This window comes from Coprococcus sp. AF99-45 (assembly GCF_027663865.1).
Taxonomy (GTDB): Bacteria; Bacillota; Clostridia; order Lachnospirales; family Lachnospiraceae; genus Allocoprococcus; species Allocoprococcus comes.
Map to the genome: position 1 here is coordinate 1 of NZ_JAQDGZ010000014.1, position 17,563 is coordinate 17,563.

Below are 17,563 nucleotides of genomic sequence, written 5' to 3' on the forward strand. Positions count from 1 at the left end.
TATTCTTTTTTCACAGCCCCTTTTTTGTGTAAAAGTACTGAAAAGTCAAAAAGTTATTGCCAAACTTAGAAAAATATGTATAATGAAAGTATACATAAAACGTTTCATGAGACAATAAAACAAAGAAAAGGAGAAATGAAAATGATTGATTTTAATGACAAAAAACAGGTGGCAAAGGCAATTCAGTATACAAATGTTAACCCGAACTTAACAAGAGAAGGATTATTAAAACATCTTGATGTATGTATGAAATATGACTTCCAGGCAGCAATGATTGCACCGTGCTATATCAGCCTGGCAAAGGATGTTTTAAAAGGAACCGGAATCCAGGTTGCATCAACATTGAATTTCCCACAGGCAAATGATACTCTGGATATGAAACTGGCAGCATTAAAAGAAATGATTAAAACAGGTGTTGATCAGTTTGATTTCCCTCCGAACCCAGGTCTTCTGATTGGTGGAGAAGAAAAAGCTTACTTTGAAGAAATGAAACAGATTGTTGAGGTTGCTCATGCAAGCGGTGTAATTGTAAAATCTATGCTTGAATTTGGTTTCCTGAATGAAGAACAGAAAAAGAAAGCGGCACAGCTTGCTTGCGAAGCTGGAATTGACTGGGTAAAACAGTCAAGTGGATGGGGCGTAGGCGGATGTGCAGCAACAGTAGAAGATGTTAAGATTCTGAAAGAGAATATTTCACTTCCATGCCGTGTTAAAGTTTCTGGTAAAGTTAATTCTTTGGAAAAGATGAAGATGATGTTTGAAGCAGGAGCAGAACTGGTTGGAACAAGTTCTGGACCGGAAATTATTGAAGGACTTATTGGAGATCCGAACGCATATTAAGATCGGATCTGCTAGAATGGAGGGTATGGAATGAAGGTATGTATTATAGGAAGTTACGCAAAAGCACTGGTTATGACAGCTGACAGAATTCCAGTTGCGGGTGAGACGTTGATGGGACGTGACTATCGAGGCGAATTTGGAGGAAAAGGTTCCGATATGGCAGTTCAGTCAAGCCGTCTGGGAGCAGAAGTTTCTTATATTGGTGTTATCGGGGACGATACATTTGGAAAAGAATTTGTTGATCTGATGAAAGATGAAAAGATTGATATCAGCGGTTTACGTATTACAAAAGAAAAATCGACGGGAACGGGATTTATTATTAAAGATATTGAAGCGCGGAATGTCATCGTGGTAGATTCAGGAGCAAATGATCTTTTTTCAAAAGAAGATATTGACAATGCGGAGAAGCTTATTGAAGAGGCAGATGTAGTGTTAGCGCAGCTCGAAATTCCACTTGATACAGCGCTTTATGCAATGAAAGTTGCCAAGAAGTATGGAAAGACTACGATTTTGAATCCGGCACCGGCTGTTAATCTGAAGGAATGCGACCTTTCAGATGTAGATATCCTGACTCCAAATGAGACAGAAGCAAGAGTAGCAGTAGGTGTTCCAACTGATTCAGAATTAACAAATTCAGAAATTGCCGAGATGTTATTTAAGACTGGATGCAAGAAGATAATTATGACGCTTGGAGATAAAGGATCCGGAATCTTTGAGCCAGGTGTGGCAAGACAGGTACAGCCATATAAGATCGAAGTAGTGGATTCTAATGGAGCAGGTGATTGCTTTAATGCATCATTAGCAACAGCGCTTGCAGCAGGAAAAGAAATTGACGAGAGTGTATTATATGCAAATGCAGTTTCTGCTCTTTGCTGTACGAAGTGGGAGACCGTACCATCTTATCATACCGCAGCAGAAGTTAAAGAATTTATGAAAAAACATGGAAAGAAGGAGATTGTATAATGAGACCAGGAAGAATATTACATCCAGAACTTGCAAAAGCACTTGCAACATGTGGACATACAGATATTATACTTGTGACAGATGCCGGATTCCCGATTCCGAAAGATGCAAATAGAATTGATTTGGGATACTATGCAGGTCAGGCAGATTTACTTGATATCTTAAGAATGCTCCGTAAAGAGATTTTTGTAGAGGAAGTTGCGTTTGCACCAGAAGTTAAGACGCATCATCCGGCTTTATATAAAGATCTCCAGGAAATTTATACTGGATCAGGTGCAGTATTTAAGGGGATTCCGCATGAAGAACTCGTTGCTGAGATTGCACCGAAGGCGAAAGTAATTATCCGTTCAGGATCATTAAATGCATGGGGTAATATCGCACTTACATGCAGTACAGATCCGTTTGCGTGGTTTACTGAAGACGATGTTACGATCTTAGATGGATATGTGGAAAGAAGAAAGAGAATTGAAGAGAATGAGGTGCCTGAATTGTAAAAGCAAATGAGAGGAGGCCATTTATGAAGAAGATTATTGGTATGGCATTGTGTTTAAGCATGACTGCGATGTTATTTACAGGATGTAGTTCGTCAGGATCGGGCGGTGCAGATAAAAAAGACAGCTCGGGGAATAACAAAGTAGGAGTTGCTCTTCCAACGAAAGAATTACAGAGATGGAATCAGGATGGAGCTAACATTAAAAAAGAACTGGAAGCTGCAGGATATGAAGTTGATCTTCAGTATGCAGGAAACGACAATGCACAGATGGTATCTATTGTTGAGAATATGATTAGTGGAGGCTGCAAAGTCCTTGTTATTACGCCAATCGATGGTGATGCATTGGGAAGTGTATTAAAGACGGCGAAAGAGGACGGTGTAGAAGTCATCAATTATGACCGTATGATCACAAATACAGATGCGGTCAGCTATCTTGCAACGTTTGACAATACAGTGGTTGGTGAAAAACAGGGCGAATATATTGTAGACAAGCTTGATCTTGAAAATACGGATCAGACATTTAATCTGGAGATAGTAAGTGGGGATCCAGGGGACAATAATGCAACATATTTCTATAATGGCGCGATGAGTATTCTGCAACCGTACATTGATTCTGGAAAACTGGTAGTAAAATCCGGACAGGTATCAAAAGACGATACGGCTACAGCAAACTGGGATACAGAGAAAGCACAGTCCAGAATGGATGCAATCATAGCATCTTACTATGCGGACGGAACAAATCTGGATGCAGTGCTTTGCTCAAATGATTCGACAGCTCTCGGAACCGCGAATGCACTGGAATCATCTTATACTGGAAGTTGGCCGATTATAACCGGTCAGGACTGTGATATTGCGAATGTAAAGAATATCGTAAAAGGAAAACAGACGATGTCTGTCTTCAAAGACACTCGTAAGCTTGCGAAAGTAACAGTAAAAATGGTAAATTCTATTATGAAGGGTGAAGAAGTAGAAGTAAATGACACTATAACTTATGATAACGGAGCTAAGGTTATACCAACGTATGTAGTAGATCCAATTGCTGTTGATCAGGATAATTATAAAGAGATTCTGATAGAAGGCGGATATTATACAGAAGCTGAGCTTCAGTAATGAAGGTTCAAATAACAGGCGGAGAATGACTCCGCCTGTTTTCAAAAGAAGGGAGGATTGTCATTGGCTAAGATATTGTTGGAGATGAAACAGATTACCAAGACGTTCCCGGGGGTAAAAGCACTGGATAATGTAAATCTTAAGGTAGAGGAAGGAGAAATCCATGCACTTGTTGGAGAAAATGGTGCGGGAAAATCTACACTTATGAATGTATTGAGCGGTATTTATCCATATGGGACATATGAGGGCGATATTATCTACGATGGAGAAGTGTGTAAATTCTCGAAAATTAAAGACAGTGAGGAAAAAGGAATCGTTATTATTCATCAGGAACTGGCGCTGGTACCGGAGATGACAATTGGTGAAAATATGTATCTTGGAAATGAGCGCGGAAGCAAATACGCTATTGACTGGGACAAAACGTATGGTGAAGCTGAAAAATATCTGAAACAAGTCGGACTTAAAGAGTCATCCCATGTTCTGATCAAAGATATAGGCGTAGGAAAGCAGCAACTGGTAGAAATTGCCAAAGCACTTGCAAAGAAAGCAAAACTTCTGATTTTGGATGAACCAACGGCATCATTAAATGAAGAAGATTCAAAAGCGTTACTTGATTTGATGCTTGCATTCAAAAAACAGGGAATGACGATGATCATTATTACTCATAAATTGAATGAAGTTTCCTATGTGGCAGATAAAATTACGATTATAAGAGATGGTTCAACAATAGAAACCCTGGATAAAAAGACGGACAATATTACAGAAGAAAGAATCATCAAAGGTATGGTTGGACGTGAACTTACCAGTCGTTTTCCTAAGAGGGAACCGCATATCGGGGATGTGGAACTTGAGGTCAAAGATTGGACTGTTTATCATAATGTCTATGCGGAACGTAAAGTTGTTGATAATGTATCAATACATGTATGTAAGGGAGAAGTGGTTGGAATTTCCGGACTTATGGGAGCAGGGCGTACAGAACTGGCTATGAGTATTTTCGGAAAGAGTTATGGAAAGAACATATCAGGAAAATTGTTTATTGAAGGAAAAGAAGTAAAAAATGATTCTGTACAGGAAGCAATAGAGCATAAGATTGCTTATGTAACCGAGGACAGAAAAGGAAATGGTTTGATTTTGAGTAATCCGATCAGAGTAAATACGACGCTGGCAAATTTACAGGGAGTCAGTAGACATGGCGTGATTGATAAAGATAAAGAGATTGCTGTGTCAGAAGAGTATCGTAAGAAGTTAAAAACAAAATGTCCGTCGGTAGAGCAGAATGTAGGAAATTTAAGCGGTGGAAATCAGCAGAAGGTTCTTCTGGCAAAATGGATGTATGCAGGACCGGATGTTTTAATATTGGATGAACCGACGAGAGGAATCGATGTAGGAGCAAAATACGAAATTTATTGTATCATCAATGATCTTGTGGAGGCCGGAAAATCAGTAATTATGATTTCATCAGAGCTTCCAGAGGTTTTAGGAATGTCTGATCGTATCTATGTAATGAATGCCGGAAAAATAGTCGGGGAATTAGATGCAAAAGAAGCGACACAGGAGAAAATCATGTCGCACATTCTAAAATCAGGAGAAGGAGAATAAGTTATGGGAAGAGAGAAGACTTTAGTATTTTTGAGAAAATATACGATGGTTATTGTGCTGATTCTGGTAACTTTGTTTTTTACATGGAAAACAGGGGGAAGAATGTTACTTCCACAGAATGTTAATAACTTAATTGCACAGAATGCATATGTATTTATTCTTGCAACAGGTATGTTATTGTGTATCCTTACAGGTGGTAATATTGACCTGAGTGTAGGTTCAATTGTTTGTTTTGTAGGAGCAATCGGAGCTACCTTTATGGTAAATAAGGGATTTAATGTATATGTAAGTATCATTATCATGCTTTTAGCCGGATTACTTATCGGAGCATGGCAGGGATTCTGGATTGCGTATAGAAGAATTCCTCCATTTATAGTAACGCTTGCGGGAATGTTGATGTTCCGTGGATTATCAAATATTGTACTCGATGGATTTACGATTGCACCGCTTCCGGATAAATATCTTGAACTTTTTAACAGCTATATTATTGATTTTTTCCATGGCGATGGATTCAATATCACAAGCCTGGTAGTTGGAATTATTGTAGCCTGCATTTTTGTTGTTGTGACTTTTAAAGGCCGGATATCCAAGATACAGAAGGGATATTCTGTGGCAAGTATGGGAAGTGATGTTGGGAAATGCATTGTTGTCAGTCTGGTTGTAGTTGTATTTATGTGGAGACTGGGACAGTATAAAGGAATTCCAAATATTCTGATCTGGATTGCAGTGATTGTACTGATTTACTGGTATATTACTTCTAAAACTGTGATTGGAAGACATTTATATGCAATCGGTGGAAATGAAAAGGCGGCACAGCTTTCCGGTATTAATACAAATAAGGTTTATTTTTTCGCATATGCTAATATGGGGTTACTTGCAGCTTTTGCAGCAATGGTGACGATTGCAAGATTAAATTCAGCAAACCCAACGGCTGGAGATGGATATGAAATGGATGCAATTGGTTCTTGCTTTATTGGTGGAGCATCTGCTTATGGTGGAAGCGGAACGATTCCTGGGGTTATCATAGGTGCTACTCTGATGGGAGTTATCAACCTAGGTATGTCAATCATGGGAGTAGATGCAAACTGGCAGAAAGTGGTAAAAGGTGCAGTACTTCTGGCAGCAGTTATTTTCGATGTTGAAACGAAAAAGAATAAAAGCTAAATATTTATTAGTGAAAAAGGTCTTGGTTGCAAGACCTTTTTTGCGTATGAGAATTCTTAAAATTTTCTAACCTTTGTAGTAGAGCTTTGAATTGGATTTTTGTATATGATATGATAAAGGAAAAAGCAGAAAATTTTACAGATAAGGGGAAAGATGATGAAAGAATTTGTTGAAATGCGGGATGTCCGTAAGATTTACCGTATGGGTGAAGTTGAGATTGCCGCAGCAGATGGAATTGATTTTCAGATAAAAAAAGGTGAATTTGCAGTTGTGGTAGGCCCAAGTGGTGCAGGAAAAACGACAGTGCTCAATATTCTGGGGGGAATGGATACGGCAACAAGTGGAGAGGTCTGGATCGATGGAAAGAATATTGTAAAGTATTCGCCGAGGCAGCTTACTTCCTATAGAAGGGATGATATTGGATTTGTATTCCAGTTTTACAACCTGATTCCGAATCTGACAGCACTTGAGAATGTAGAACTGGCACTGCAGATCTGCAAGGATCCACTGGATGCAGAGATGGTTTTAAAAGAAGTCGGGCTTGCAGACCGTATGAAGAATTTTCCGGCACAGCTTTCCGGTGGGGAGCAGCAGAGGGTATCGATTGCGCGTGCACTGGCAAAGAACCCGAAGCTTCTTTTGTGTGATGAGCCGACAGGGGCGCTGGATTATAATACCGGTAAGGCAATATTGAAGCTTTTACAGGATATGTGTCGTGAACGAGGGATGACAGTGATCCTGATCACACACAATTCAGCGATCACACCGATGGCAGATCGTGTAATTAAAATGAAGAATGGAAAAGTCGGAAGCATGAAGCTGAATGAAAGACCGGTTCCGGTAGAGACGATTGAATGGTAGGTGGACGTAAAGACCGATGAAGAAAAATGTTTTACGCAAAGATTTTATAATAGAAATAAAAAAGACGATGGGACGGTTTGTATCAATCTTTTTTATCGTAGCATTGGGTGTCGCATTTTATTCGGGAATCCGTGCATCAGAGCCAAGTATGCGGTTTACTGCAGATCAGTATTTCGATGATTCAAAGCTGATGGATCTGAAGGTAATGGGAACCATGGGACTTACCAAAGCGGATATCAAAGCAATTGGAAAGGTATCGGGAATTGAAGCTGTAGAAGGCGGATACAGCAAAGACGTGCTTTGCCCGGTTGGAGACAATGAAAAGGTTGTCCATATGCTGAGCATGCAGAAGAATTTTGATCAGGTTTCGCTTGTGGAAGGCAGGCTGCCGGAAAAAGCCGGAGAATGTCTGGTGGATGAAGATTTTCTGAGCTATACAGACCTGAAGGTTGGCGACACGGTAACTTTCCATTCCGGAGATGGAGAGGCATTGACGGATTCGCTGGTTACAGATACATACAAGATTGTCGGGATCGGGAACAGTCCGCTGTATATTTCATTTGGAAGAGGAAGCAGTACGATCGGAACCGGAGAGATCAGTGGATTTGTTGTAGTGGATAAAGCTTCTTTTGACATGGATGTTTATACGGAAGCTTATGTGAAGGTGAGCGGTGCAGAAGAGAAAACTGCATTTACGGATGAATACAATAATCTGTCGGATGCAGCAAAGGAAGCCGTGAGTGCAATCGAAGAGGAACGCTGTGCAGTCCGCAAACAGGAAATCGTAGATGAGGCAAATGAAAAGCTTGCTGATTCGGAGAAGATAGTAAATGAAAAATCGCAGGAACTGGAGAATGCGAAAAAAGAGCTGGAGAGTGGGAAAAGCAAGGCAGCCGAAGAACTGGAAAAAGCAAAGCAGCAGCTTACGGATGGAGAAGCAGAGCTTGCGGATGCAAAGCAGCAGATCGCAGACGGCGAGACGCAGCTTGCAGATGCAAAAGCGCAACTGAATGATAAGCAGGCACAGCTTGATTCGGCGGAGGCACAGTATGAGTCAGGAAAAGCACAGCTGGATCAGAAAGAACAGGAGCTTGCAGATGCGGAACAGGTTTATCTGAGCAATTACTCGAAATATATGCCGATCATTACGGCGGGGAAGGAACAGATTGCAGCAGGAAAGTCACAGATCGCGGATGGAAAGAAACAGCTGGACGAGGGACTTGCACCGCTTAATCAGCTGAAAGACGGACTGGCTGAGATTGAAGATGGAATCAGCCAGTGTGATTCAGAAATTGCAGGATTGAATACGCAGCTGAGCGGAATGGACAGCAATGAATATCAGAAATATGTAAATATTCCTAAAGAGAATAGAAATGAAGAACAACAAGCTTATGTGGAAAAGTGGGAGAATTTAAATACACAGCTTGCCGGTATACAGGAGCGGAAGACACAGCTTGAAAATACAAAGCAGGAGAAGCTGAAACAGGCAGGTTTTGCCACAGAAGCAGACCTGGAGGCACAGATTACCAGCCTGACTAAGCAAAAAGCAGATCTGGATGCAAAAGAGAAAGCACTTCTTCAGCAGGAGCAGACACTTGCCGCACAGGAAGAAGAGCTGTTAAGTGCAGGCAGACAGATTACAGACGGCAAGAGTCAGATTGCAGCAGCCAGATCCCAGCTTGACAGTACAAAATCACAGATCACGGACGGAAAAGCACAGATTCAGTCTGCATGGGCACTTCTGAATGAAAAAGAGGGCACTTTAAATGCAAGTAAAGCACAACTTGCATCCGGTGAACAGGAGCTTGCGGATGGTCGGAGTGAATATGAGCAGGCAGCAAAAGAAGCTGAAGACCGGATCACGGACGGGCAGGTGAAGATCACAGACGGAGAAAAGCAGCTTGCGGATGCAAAGCAGAAGATCGCAGACGCAAAGGCTGAGATTAAAAAGATTGAGAATCCGAAATGGTACGTGCAGACGAGAGAGGATGCGCTGACAGAATATCAGGGCTATGGGGATAATGCAGACCGGATGCGTTCCATTGGAAAAGTATTTCCGGTACTCTTCTTCCTGGTGGCAGCACTGATCAGTCTGACGACGATGACACGAATGGTAGAGGAGCAGAGAGTCCAGATCGGAACGATGAAGGCACTCGGTTACGGAAAAGCTGCAATTGCAGGGAAATACATTGGTTATGCTCTGATTGCAACGCTTGGCGGAAGTATTTTCGGAGTACTGGTCGGGGAAAAGATCCTGCCGTTTATCATTATTTATGCTTATATGATCTTGTATAAGCATCTGCCGGCGATCCTGGTACCGTACCATATGAGCTATGCACTCCAGGCTTCGGGAATCGCAGTTGCCTGCACACTGATCGCTACGATCGCATCCTGCTACAAAGAGCTGGCAGCAGAACCGGCAGAGCTGATGCGTCCGGCAGCACCGAAGCAGGGGAAGCGGATTCTTCTGGAGCGGATCGGAATTATCTGGAAGCATCTGAATTTTACATGGAAATCGACCGTGCGGAATCTGATCCGGTATAAGAAGCGATTCTTTATGACCATTTTCGGAATCGGCGGCTGTATGGCACTGATGGTAGTCGGATTCGGACTGAAGGACTGTATCTATGAGATCGTCAGCCTGCAGTATGAGAAGGTGCAGTTCTATGATGCGGCAACCTACATGAGTGACGACATATCCGAAGAGAACAGACAACAGCTCCATGATTATCTGGATCAGAATGCAGATATAAAAGAGACGATCGAAGCGCGGATGCAGAAGACCGATGTAAAATCTGCATCCGGTAAAAAGACACTTTATCTGATGGTGCCATCGGATAATGAAAAGATTGAGGACTTTTTAAGCTTCCACAGCAGGACCAATAAGGACGAGGTTTATTCACTGAAAAAAGACGAAGTGATTCTGACTGAGAAAATGGCATCCCTTCTGAATGTAAAGGTGGGAGATGAGCTTACAATCGAGGACGAGGACAGGGGAGACCAGACGGTGACGGTTGGCGCCATCTGCGAGAACTATATGAGCCATTACCTGTATCTGTCACCGGAAAAATACGAGGAATTATATGGTGTACCGGCAGAATATAACACGATCATCTACAGTGTAAAGGACGGAAAGGATGATCAGATCGAGAAGATCGGAACAAAGCTTCTGTCGATGGATGGAGTACTGAATGTAAGTTATACCAGCAGTATTGAAGGAAGGCTGGATGACATGCTGCGAAGCCTGAATCTGGTCATCGTGGTACTGATCGTATCTGCCGGAATGCTGGCATTTGTGGTACTGTACAATCTGAACAATATCAACATCACCGAGCGTCAGAGAGAGCTTGCAACCTTGAAGGTTCTGGGATTCTACGACGGAGAGGTTGCCTCTTATGTATACAGAGAGAATATCCTGCTGACGATCATTGGATCGGTTGTGGGTATGGTGCTTGGTAATCTGCTTCACCGGTATATCATCCTGACGGTTGAGGTGGAAGAAGCGATGTTCGGACGGCAGATCCACTGGCAGAGTTACTTGTACAGCTTTTTATTTACCGTTGCATTTTCTTTATTTGTAAACTGGGTAATGTTCTACAAGCTGAAGAAGATCGATATGGTGGAATCTTTGAAGAGCGTGGAGTAAAAGCTTTTGCAAGTGTATGTCAAAGATTTCTTATAGACGGTACACAAAGAATCGGAAAATATATTTCACAGAAAGTTTATATTCTTCACAGAATTATTAGCACTCTTGTCAAAAGAGTGCTAATTTTCTATTGACATTTAGAAATCAGGGTATTAAGATATTTCATAGACAGAAAAATACGGTATTTGAAACCGTAAAAAGATAGAATATGAAATTTAGGAGTGATAAAAATGGCAGCAAAAAAAGGTAGTCTTTCAATCAGCAGCGAAAATATTTTCCCGATTATCAAGAAATGGGTATATTCTGATCATGATATTTTCGCAAGAGAGCTTGTTTCCAATGGATGCGACGCGATCACAAAATTAAAGAAGCTGGACATGATGGGAGAATATACACTTCCGGATGATTATAAAGGAAAGATCCAGGTTATTGTAAACCCGGAAGAGAAGACTTTGAAATTCATCGATAATGGTCTTGGTATGACTGCTGATGAAGTAGAAGAATATATCACACAGATCGCATTTTCAGGAGCAACCGAATTCCTGAACAAATACAAAGATAAGACAACAGAGGACGATATGATCGGACACTTTGGTCTTGGATTCTACTCTGCCTTCATGGTAGCTGATGAAGTTCATATTGATACCCTTTCTTATAAAGAAGGTGCAAAACCGGTACACTGGGTAAGTGAAGGCGGTACAGAGTATGAGATGGAAGAAGGGGATAAAGAGGAAGTTGGTTCTGAAATCACCTTATTCCTGAACGAAGATTGTGTAGAATTTTCAAATGAATACAGAATCCGCGAAGTCCTTGAAAAATACTGTTCATTCATGCCAGTAGAGATTTTTGTATCCAAAGCAAATGCAGAACCGGAATATGAGACGATCCCGGAGGATGAAGTCCTGGATACCGATACGGTTGTTGAACATATCCATGAAGACGCCAAGATGGAAGAAAAAGAAAATGAGAATGGTGAAAAAGAAATGGTTGAAGTTTCACCGGCATCCGACAAAGCAAAGATCGTGAAACGCCCGGTATCGATCAGTGATCCGGCACCGCTGTGGACAAAGCATCCAAACGAATGCAGCAAAGAAGATTATATTGATTTCTACCGGAAAGTATTTATGGATTACAAAGAACCTCTGTTCTGGATTCATCTGAACATGGATTATCCATTCAACTTAAAGGGTATCCTGTACTTCCCTAAGATCAATACCGAATACGATTCCATTGAAGGAACCATCAAATTGTACAACAATCAGGTATTTATCGCAGACAATATCAAAGAAGTTATTCCGGAATTCCTGATGGTATTAAAAGGAGTCATTGATTGTCCGGATCTGCCGCTTAACGTATCACGAAGCGCACTGCAGAATGATGGATTCGTACAGAAGATCTCCGAATACATTTCCAAGAAAGTTGCTGACAAGCTTTCAGGAATGTGCAAGACAGATAAAGAAAACTATGAGAAATACTGGGATGACATCAGCCCATTTATCAAATTCGGCTGCCTGAAAGATGAAAAATTCTGCGAGAAGATGAGCGATTATGTTCTGTTCAAGAACCTGGATCACAAGTATATGACACTCAAAGAATGCATCGAAAAAAATGGCGGAAAAGCAGAACCGGAGGAAAAGACTGAGGGTGAAAATGCAGAGCAGTCAGCAGAAAAGAAAGAAACAGAGAAGACAACAATCTACTATGTAACAGATGAACAGCAGCAGAGCCAGTATATCAATATGTTCAAAAAAGAGGGACTGGACGCAGTGATCTTGTCACATAATATTGATTCTCCATTTATTACTCAGATGGAGCAGAAGAACGAACATATCAAGTTCCAGAGAATCGATGCAGATCTGACTGATCACTTCAAAGAAGATGTATCTGAAGAAGAAAAAGAAGCATTCAAAGAAAAAACTGACAGTCTGGTTGAAATCTTCCGCAAAGCACTTGGCAATGACAAACTGGAAGTAAAAGTGGAAAAGATGAAAGATGAAAATGTGGCATCTATGATTACACTTTCCGAAGAATCACGCCGTATGCAGGAAATGATGAAGATGTATGGAATGTCAGGCATGGATCCGTCTATGTTCGGAACCAATGCAACCCTGATCCTGAATGCAAATCATCCGCTGGTAGAATATGTTGTAGCACATAAAGATGGCGAAAATACAGAAATGTTCTGCCATCAGTTATATGACCTGGCAATGCTGGCACACAAGCCACTCAGCCCGGAAGAGATGACAGAATTTGTGAAACGCAGTAATGAAATTATGATGAAACTGGCAAAATAATCTTGCTGTAGATACCCGGAAAAGCCTGAGCCATTCAGATTTCCATTTTCGCTTATGCGAAAAGGTCTGAATGGTCAGGCTTTTTTGCTGTATTTGGAAATACTTTCCACAAAGTGTTGGTGAACTTCCTGGTCTTTTATAGTATAATATAACTAAAGAGAGGCGGTGGATACGATGAAGAATTATTCAAAGGATATAAGCAGACAATACCATATTCAGGTAGCCAACGGGGAAGTCGGCCGTTATGTCATTCTCCCGGGAGATCCAAAGCGCTGCAAAAAAATAGCACAGTATTTTGAAGATCCGGTGATGATTGCGGATAACCGGGAATTTATCACTTATACAGGAACTTTAGATGGCGTAAAGGTAAGTGTCACATCTACCGGAATTGGGGGACCATCAGCAGCAATTGCGATGGAAGAATTAGTCAGATGTGGAGCAGATACGTTTGTACGGATTGGAACCTGCGGTGGGATACAGCCGGAAGTAAAAAGTGGGGATATTGTAGTTGCTACGGGTGCCGTCAGAATGGAAGGGACTAGCAAAGAATATGCGCCGATCGAATATCCGGCAGTGGCAGACCTTATGGTGGTGAACGCACTGGTCAGTGCTGCGAAGGAAAAGGACTGTGAATTTTATACCGGAGTGGTACAGTCAAAAGATGCATTTTACGGACAGCATGAACCGGAGATGATGCCGGCAGGTTATGAACTGATCAATAAATGGGAAGCCTGGAAGAAACTGGGATGTCTGGCATCAGAGATGGAGACGGCAGCACTTTACATTGTGGCAGCAAAGCTTCATGTACGCGTGGGTGCGTGTTTCCTTGTAATGGCAAATCAGGAAAGAGAAAAACTGGGACTTGAAAATCCGGTAGTACATGATACAGATATGGCAGTACAGGTGGCAGTGGAAGCCATCAGAAAGTTGATCAAAGAGGAGCGGTAAATGAAAGAAACAATATATAAACGAATCTTTGTGATCGTTCTGGATTCGCTCGGAATTGGCGCAATGCCTGATTCTGAGAAATTCGGTGACAGGGATGTAGATACATTTGGTCATATTTTAGACAGAATGGGAACACTGGAGATTCCAAATCTTCAGAAGCTTGGTATGCTGAATCTGCATACCGGAGGAAAGATGTATGGAATCGAGAATCCGGTTGGAAAAATTACCAGGCTGAAAGAGGCGAGTAACGGAAAAGATACGATGACCGGACACTGGGAAATGATGGGAATTTATACAGAAAAACCATTTAAAACCTTTACCGAACATGGATTTCCACCGGAACTGATCGCAGAACTGGAAAAACGTTGTGGGAAAAAAGTGATTGGAAACCGTAGTGAGAGCGGAACAAAGATTATTGAAGAACTTGGGGAAGAAGAAATTGAAACAGGTGCAATGATTGTCTATACCTCTGCGGATTCTGTATTGCAGATTTGTGGAAATGAAGAGACATTTGATCTGGCAAATCTGTACCGGTGTTGTGAGATCGCAAGAGAGATCACGATGAAGGATGAATGGCGCGTGGGACGAGTCATTGCAAGACCGTATGTAGGAAAGAAAAAAGGTGAATTTAAAAGAACCAGCAACCGCAGGGATTATGCACTTGAGCCGACCGGAAAGACTGCACTTGACGCATTGAAAGATGCGGGAAAGGATGTGATCGCAGTCGGAAAGATCCATGATATCTTTTGCGGGGAAGGAATCACAGAATCGTATCATTCCAACAGCTCCGTGCATGGAATGGAGCAGACCATTGAGATTTGCAAAAAAGATTTTGACGGACTGTGCTTTGTAAATCTGGTTGATTTTGATGCACAGTGGGGACACCGGCGCGATCCGGTTGGCTATGGACATGAGATTGAGAGATTTGATAAAAATCTTGGAATTTTGCTGGATGATCTGCGGGAGGATGATCTTCTTATTATTACCGCCGATCATGGAAACGATCCGACCTACACAGGAACCGATCATACACGGGAATATGTACCGTTTTTGGCGTATTCCAAAAAGATGGATGAGGGTGGCGTGATTATGGAGGAAAATACCTTTGCAGTGATCGGGGCAACGATCACAGATAATTTTGGTGTAAAAATGCCGGAAGGAACGATCGGGCATTCAATTCTGAATGAACTTATTTAGCAAGAAAAAGCAGGAAAAAAGAGAATGAAAAAAGAACAAATTAAAAAAATGATAGAAATCGCGCTTTCTCAGCTTGCATATTCTTATACCCCTTATTCTGACTTTAAAGTGGGAGCTGCGCTGCTTGGAAAGAATGGACGGATATATACGGGATGCAATATTGAAAATGCGGCTTATACACCGACAAACTGTGCGGAGCGTACCGCATTTTTCAAGGCAGTCAGCGAAGGAGTAAAAGAATTTGATGCAATCTGTATTGTAGGAGGAAAGGGCGGTGTTGTGACAGAGTATGCACCGCCGTGCGGAGTATGCAGGCAGGTCATGATGGAATTCTGCGATCCGGAGACATTTCAGATCATTCTTGCAGTAGATGCAAAGCATTATGATATCTATACCTTGAAAGAAATGTTGCCAAAAGGTTTCGGACCATCCAATCTTACAGAATGAGAAAGGACTCAGACTCCAAAAGAAGATTTTTGAAGAAAAGGAAAAAGAGAAGGAATGAAAAATGACACAGGAAACCTTGAAAGAATTACCAAAGATTGAGCTTCACTGTCATCTGGACGGTTCTCTTAGCAGACCATTTATTGAAAAAAGGCTTGGAAGAACTGTAAGACCTGAAGAACTCAGTGTTTCAGAAAACTGTACAAGTCTGAATGAATATCTGGAAAAATTTGACCTTCCCGGCAGATGTATTATGGATGAAGAGGGACTTTCAGGAGCTGCGTATGATCTGCTCTCCCAGATGAACGAAGAAAATGTCTGTTATGCGGAGATCCGTTTTGCTCCACTTCTGTCAGAGACAAAAAAGATGGACAACCGGAAGGTGATCGAAGCAGTAATCAGCGGAATGGAGCAGGGGAAAAAAGATTTTGGAATCGAGTATGGTGTGATCGTCTGTGCAATGCGGCATCACAGCACTGAGGATAATATGCGGATGATCAAGACGGCAAGAGAATATCTGGGATCCGGAGTTTGTGCAGCAGATCTTGCAGGAGCAGAAGCATTGTATCCGATGTCTGAATTTATGGATATTTTTACAGAGACAAAGAAGATGGGAATGCCATTTACACTCCATGCCGGAGAATGTGGAAATCCACAGAATGTCATAGATTCGATAAACGTGGGAGCTGGAAGGATCGGGCATGGGATCGCGATGCGTGGCAACCAGGAGATCCGGAAAATGGCAAAAAAAGCAGGTATTGGTATCGAGATGTGTCCGATCAGCAATTTACAGACCAAATCTGTAAACAGCATGGCGGAATATCCGATGCGGGAATTTCTGGATGCAGGGTTAAAAGTATCGGTCAACACAGATAACCGAACGGTAAGTAACACCAGCCTTACGAAAGAACTGGAATTTATTCAGAAAAATTATGGAATCCGGGACGAAGAAATCCTTCTGATGATGAAAAATGCAATTGATACTGCATTTGCCGATGATTCTATAAAAGATAAAATTTGCAAAATGCTGAAATAAAGAAACTACAAACAGAGAGGATTGACTCTGAAGAATAATAGAAAAGAGGAATTCTGTATGAGCAATGAAATTTATGAAAAGCTGGAAATATGCCGGAAAAGCATTCTCCAAAAAACGAATTTTAAACCGGAAGTGGCAGTGATTCTGGGCTCCGGTCTTGGCGAATACGCATCAAAAATCAAGATAGAACAGATCATTCCATATACAGAAATTGAAGGTTTTCCGGTGTCGACAGTGGTGGGACATAAAGGACAATTTGTATTTGGTTATGTAAAAGAAGTTCCGGTTGTGATCATGCAGGGACGTGTGCATTATTATGAAGGGTATCCGGTAACAGATGTGGTGCTTCCGGTGCGGCTGATGGGAATGTTAGGCGCAAAGAAGCTGATTCTTACCAATGCATCAGGCGGAATCAATACCGGATTCCATCCGGGCGATCTCATGCTCATCACAGACCAGATTATGAGTGGAATCCCTAATCCACTGATCGGTGCCAATGTCGAAGAACTTGGAACCCGTTTTCCGGATATGAGTGAAGCCTATAGTGAACGGATGCAGCAGATCATAAAGAAAGAAGCCCAAAAACTCGGCATTCCTCTGAAAGAAGGTGTATACCTTCAGCTTACCGGTCCATCTTATGAAACTCCGGCAGAAATCCGTATGTACCGCACCTGTGGGGCTGATGCCGTAGGCATGAGCACCGCCTGCGAGACGATCGCTGCCCGCCACATGGGAATCGAAGTCTGTGGCATCTCCTGTATCACCAACCTCGCCGCCGGCATGACATCACAACATTTGAACCACCAGGAAGTTCAACAAACCGCCGACCGGGTGGCTGAGCAATTCCAGGAATTACTGACAGCAATCATTACCCACGTATAAGAAACGGAACATATAACTGAATTTACCCAGAACCAGGTCCAAGGTTCCGGATTTTCCGGAACCCGCCGACCGTCCTCTTGCAATTC

Annotated in this window: 14 protein-coding genes; all 14 read left to right on the forward strand. The window is 42.0% G+C overall.

The features are described 5' to 3' along the window. Positions 1-141 precede the first annotated feature (141 nt). Positions 142-840: a deoxyribose-phosphate aldolase gene (deoC, locus tag PGR14_RS10580; RefSeq protein WP_055249093.1), complete on the forward strand. Its 699-nt coding sequence runs from the start codon at positions 142-144 to the stop codon at positions 838-840. 30 nt (positions 841-870) lie between these two features. Next, positions 871-1,803 (forward strand): ribokinase, encoded by a 933-nt coding sequence (locus tag PGR14_RS10585; RefSeq protein ID WP_055249094.1) that lies wholly within the window; start codon positions 871-873, stop codon positions 1,801-1,803. Then, positions 1,803-2,297 carry a D-ribose pyranase gene (gene rbsD, locus PGR14_RS10590; RefSeq protein WP_055249097.1) on the forward strand — a complete coding sequence of 165 codons (495 nt, stop codon included), beginning with the start codon at positions 1,803-1,805 and terminating at the stop codon, positions 2,295-2,297. Before PGR14_RS10585 ends, rbsD begins: the two co-directional genes overlap by 1 nt. Positions 2,298-2,320: 23 nt before the next feature. After that, entirely contained in the window at positions 2,321-3,406 is a 1,086-nt protein-coding gene (locus PGR14_RS10595) for a substrate-binding domain-containing protein (RefSeq protein WP_055249099.1), read from the forward strand. Between the two features lie 63 nt (positions 3,407-3,469). Next, the gene (gene mmsA / locus PGR14_RS10600) at positions 3,470-5,005 is read left to right on the forward strand and encodes a multiple monosaccharide ABC transporter ATP-binding protein (RefSeq protein ID WP_055249102.1); all 1,536 of its coding nucleotides are present in this window, start codon (positions 3,470-3,472) and stop codon (positions 5,003-5,005) included. A gap of 3 nt (positions 5,006-5,008) precedes the next feature. Beyond that, entirely contained in the window at positions 5,009-6,169 is a 1,161-nt protein-coding gene (gene mmsB / locus PGR14_RS10605; protein ID WP_055249104.1) for a multiple monosaccharide ABC transporter permease, read from the forward strand. Positions 6,170-6,325: 156 nt separating this feature from the next. After that, the gene (locus tag PGR14_RS10610) at positions 6,326-7,030 is read left to right on the forward strand and encodes an ABC transporter ATP-binding protein (protein ID WP_055249106.1); all 705 of its coding nucleotides are present in this window, start codon (positions 6,326-6,328) and stop codon (positions 7,028-7,030) included. A gap of 16 nt (positions 7,031-7,046) precedes the next feature. Next, positions 7,047-10,676, forward strand: coding sequence for an FtsX-like permease family protein (locus tag PGR14_RS10615; protein ID WP_055249108.1), 3,630 nt, complete (start codon positions 7,047-7,049; stop codon positions 10,674-10,676). Positions 10,677-10,906: 230 nt separating this feature from the next. After that, positions 10,907-12,970, forward strand: a complete 2,064-nt coding sequence (gene htpG / locus PGR14_RS10620; protein WP_022220840.1) for a molecular chaperone HtpG — start codon at positions 10,907-10,909, stop codon at positions 12,968-12,970. Positions 12,971-13,144: 174 nt separating this feature from the next. Beyond that, complete coding sequence (gene udp, locus PGR14_RS10625; RefSeq protein WP_055249110.1) at positions 13,145-13,918, forward strand: uridine phosphorylase; 774 nt, start codon at positions 13,145-13,147, stop codon at positions 13,916-13,918. Further along, positions 13,919-15,115: a phosphopentomutase gene (locus tag PGR14_RS10630; RefSeq protein ID WP_055249112.1), complete on the forward strand. Its 1,197-nt coding sequence runs from the start codon at positions 13,919-13,921 to the stop codon at positions 15,113-15,115. A gap of 24 nt (positions 15,116-15,139) precedes the next feature. Then, positions 15,140-15,562, forward strand: a complete 423-nt coding sequence (locus tag PGR14_RS10635; RefSeq protein ID WP_055249114.1) for a cytidine deaminase — start codon at positions 15,140-15,142, stop codon at positions 15,560-15,562. A 61-nt stretch (positions 15,563-15,623) separates the two neighbouring features. After that, complete coding sequence (add, locus tag PGR14_RS10640; RefSeq protein ID WP_055249116.1) at positions 15,624-16,595, forward strand: adenosine deaminase; 972 nt, start codon at positions 15,624-15,626, stop codon at positions 16,593-16,595. A gap of 57 nt (positions 16,596-16,652) precedes the next feature. Further along, a complete protein-coding gene (locus PGR14_RS10645) occupies positions 16,653-17,477 on the forward strand; it encodes a purine-nucleoside phosphorylase (RefSeq protein ID WP_055249118.1) in 825 nt (274 codons plus the stop codon). The last annotated feature ends 86 nt before the right edge of the window (positions 17,478-17,563 follow it).